We start from the raw sequence: 3905 nt of genomic DNA on the forward strand, positions 1-3905 counted from the left end.
GCGCCGCACGTTGCTTTATTCAGGAATAGGTGGGACGCACTTCAGAAAGTGCATCCCACCGTTTTGATCTAGGCCGGTTCCACCCGTCGCTCACGGTTAGCGCTCAGGGCGATCTCAGTGTACTCGCGCCGCTCGGCCTGATTCAGGTCGAGGCCGAATAAGGCCAGCAGTTCGGTGATGAGCGTGGCCTTGCGCTCGGCGTCGCTGCGCGACCAGGTGCGCGACTTGATCTCCAGGAAATGGCCCGGCACGTCCGGCTCCAGCACCCGGTCGAGGTTGATGGCGAAGTCGGTCGCCTTGTAGAGGACGTGCCAGCGGCGGCGATCCTTATTGACCTGTAGCTCGCGGGCCGGCGCGAAGTACTCCTGATAGAAGCGCAGCGAGCGGTCGGCCTGGGCCAGGAAGCGCGAGCGGGAGAGCATGACCGCGTTGGGGAACTCCTCGCGCTCCCCTTCGCCGATGAGCGTCAGCCGGGCGCGCACCTGCATCACCTCGCCCGCGTCGTTGATGAACTCGTCTTCGCGGTAGCGCAGGCGGGCCGCGTCCGGGTCGCCGCTGTCGAACAGGAAGTAGTGGTCGTACTGGCGGTAGTGGGCGGCGCGGGTGACGTGGAGATCGCCGCTGGCCAACACCTTGTGGACGATGGCCTCGTCGGCCAGAGGCGCTTTCACCTGCACCTCGAAGCTCTCCTGCCGGGTGACGCCGGCCAGCAGCACCAGCTTGTTATAGGGGCTGGATTCGCGCTCCATGACGAAGGCGTCAATCTGCTTCGCCACCTGGATCGCCTCGGCGCGCGCCGCGGCCTCGTCCACCGTCAGCAGCTCCCGGTCGCGCATGAGCCAGCGACCGTTACACAACACGTGGGCCATGTCGGAACTCTTGGCCGAATAGATGATGCGCGAGTAGACGGCGTCGGGATGGTTGTGGAAGTGGGGCTGGTTGTGGATGCCGCGCATGTCCACCACGGCCAGGTCGGCTCGCTTGCCCGCCTCCAGGCTGCCGGTCAGATGGCCCATGTGCACGGCGCGCGCCCCGCCGATGGTGGCGATTTCGAGCGCCTGGCGGGCAGGCAGAGCAGTGGGGTTCTGGGCGTGCACCTTGGCGATGAAGGAGGCCAGACGGACTTCCTCGACCATGTCCAGGTCGTTGTTGCTGGCTGGGCCGTCGGTGCCGACGCCGACTTTCAGCCCCAGGGCGAGCATCTGGGCCACCGGGGCGATGCCGCTGGCGAGCTTCAGGTTACTCGACGGGCAGTGGGCGACGCCCGCCCCGGCCCGCCGGAGGCTGAACATGTCTTCCTCGTCGATGTGGACGCAATGGGCGGCCAGGAGCTTGGTGTCCAGAATACCGTGCTGCTCCAGCCACGTCACCACCGACATGTGGTTGCCGCTGACGCTGTTGTCGGCCTCGAACTTCGTCTCACTGACGTGGGTGTGCAGGGGCACGTCAAAGGCGCGGGCCAGATCGGCGCAGGCCAGTAGCAGTTCGGGCGTGGCCGTGTACCAGGCGTGCGGGGCCACAGCCGGCTGGATGAGGGCGTGGCCGTTCCAGTGCTCGATGAAGCGGCGGCAGAGCAGCAGGCTGTCCTCGAACGTCTCGGCGTCGGGCGCGGGGAAGACGAGAATGGTTTGACCCAACAGGGCGCGCATGCCGATCTCGGCCACCTGTTCGGCGATGGACTCTTCATAATAGAACATGTCGGCGAAGCAGGTGACGCCGGAGCGGATCATCTCGGCGCAGGCGACGCGCGCGCCCAGCTTGACGAACGCCGGCGTGACGAAGTGGCGCTCGACGGGCATCAGATAGCCGAGCCATACGTCGAGGCGCAGGTCGTCGTTGAGGCCGCGCATCAGGGTCATGGGGATGTGGGTGTGGGCGTTGACCAGGCCGGGCATGACCACGGTGTCGGCGCAGTCAACCGTCTCATCGGCGTGGTAGGCTAGGGCGATCTCGTCCGTCGGGCCGACAGCCACGATGGAGTCGCCGCGAATGGCGACCGCGCCATCCTCGAAGACGTCATACTTATCGTTCATGGTCACGACGGTTCCGCCGCGCAATAGAATATCTACGTGTTCGGTCATAATGCTTTTGTGTGGTTGTGAGGGTTCTGCTGCTGGTAATGGTTAGACGCAGGCCCGGCTGTCGGCGCGGGCTATGCAACCGCATTATACCGATTCCTGTTATAATCGGTAACACTCGGTAGGGGCAGACCTGCGTGTCTGCCCTAGGGCGTGTCTGCCCAGGGCGTGTCTGCCCTAGGGCGTGTCTGCCCAGGGCGTGTCTGCCCAGGGCGTGTCTGCCTAGGGCGTGTCTGCCCAGGGCGCACACGCAGGTGCGCCCCTACTACAGGCGGCGTGAAGTTCGGAGTGGAAGTCATGAGAATGGTGGACGTGATCGCCCACAAGCGCGACGGCGGCGAGCTGTCGGGCGAAGAGATTACCTGGTTTATCCGCGAGTACACGGCCGGGGCGATACCCGACTATCAGGCGTCGGCGCTGCTGATGGCCGTCTACCTGCGCGGCATGAACCGGCGCGAGACGGTCGATCTGACTCTGGCAATGGCCCACTCGGGCGAGATGCTCGACCTGCACGACGTGGCCCCGCATATCGTCGATAAGCACTCCTCCGGCGGCGTGGGCGACAAGACGAGCCTGGTCGTGCTGCCGTTGGTGGCGGCCTGCGGCGTGCCTGTGGGCAAGATGAGCGGGCGCGGGCTGGGCAGCAGCGGCGGCACGCTGGACAAGATGGAATCGTTCCGGGGCTGGTCGAGCCAGCTCACGCTGGAACAGTTCAAGCGCCAGTTGGCGGAGATCGGGCTGGTGCTGGCGGGACAGACGGCTGCTCTGGCCCCGGCCGACGGCAAGCTCTACGCCCTGCGCGACGTGACGGCCACGGTCGACAACCGCGCCCTGATCGCGGCCTCGATCATGTCCAAGAAGCTGGCCGCCGGGGCCGACGCCATCGTGCTGGACGTGAAGATGGGCAGCGGCGCGTTTATGCCGACCGTCGAGGCGGCGACCGACCTGGCGCAGTTGATGGTCGAGATCGGCCAGGACGCGGGCCGGCAGACGGTGGCCCTCATCTCCGATATGAACCAGCCGCTCGGTCACGCTGTAGGCAACGCGCTGGAGGTGAAAGAGGCCATCGAGACGCTGCGCGGCGGCGGGCCAGCCGACTTCTGGGAGCATTGCCAGACGGTGGCCGCCCACATGGTGCGGCTGGCCGGCGCGGCGGCGACGCTGGACGAGGCGTGCCGGCTGGTGAGCGCGGCGCGGGCCGACGGGCGCGGGCTGGCCAAGTTCCGCCAGCTGATTGTGGCCCAGGGCGGTGACGGTCGCCAGGTGGACGATCTCTCCCTGCTGCCCACAGCCCGCTACGTGGAACCGCTGGAGGCCACGCGCAGCGGCTACGTGGCGGCGATGGACACGGCCGAATTGGGTTGGGTGTGCGTGCGCTGTGGCGGCGGCCGGCTGGTTAAGTCGGATGAAGTAGACCCGGCGGTCGGCTTCCTGCTGCCGATCAAGATCGGCGACTACGTCGAGGCCGGGCAGGAGATCGGTGTGATCCACGCCAATGACGACATGACGCTGCAACAGGCGCAGCGCGACGTGCCGGCGGCCATCACCGTTGTCGACCACCCCGTCCCGCCGCGCCCGCTCTTCTACGCGACAATTGGGAATGAATGAACCACGGATTTTCACGGATTTGACGGATAATACGGATTGAACCGTCGTTCTAAATAATCTTCATTTGAGTCAAGTATCATTAGCGCCATAAATCAATCCGTTTCATCCGTTAAATCCGTGAAAATCCGTGGTTGATTTATTGTAAGGAGAAGGTATGGAGCTACTGGGCATTGACATCGGCGGGTCGGGGATTAAGGGGGCGATTGTCAACGCGACCAC

Annotated in this window: 2 protein-coding genes; one reads left to right on the forward strand and one right to left on the reverse strand. The window is 65.3% G+C overall.

Features of this window, described 5'->3' with window-relative positions:
• Positions 1-68 precede the first annotated feature (68 nt).
• A complete protein-coding gene (locus ACE3UY_RS17365) occupies positions 69-2081 on the reverse strand; it encodes an amidohydrolase family protein (protein ID WP_374688749.1) in 2013 nt (670 codons plus the stop codon).
• A 294-nt stretch (positions 2082-2375) separates the two neighbouring features.
• On the opposite strand from ACE3UY_RS17365, the gene ACE3UY_RS17370 reads away from it, so the two are divergent.
• Complete coding sequence (locus ACE3UY_RS17370) at positions 2376-3686, forward strand: thymidine phosphorylase (RefSeq protein WP_374688750.1); 1311 nt, start codon at positions 2376-2378, stop codon at positions 3684-3686.
• The last annotated feature ends 219 nt before the right edge of the window (positions 3687-3905 follow it).

Origin of the sequence: Promineifilum sp. (SeqCode) (assembly GCF_041918635.1) — a bacterium.
Classification (GTDB): Bacteria; Chloroflexota; Anaerolineae; order Promineifilales; family Promineifilaceae; genus Promineifilum.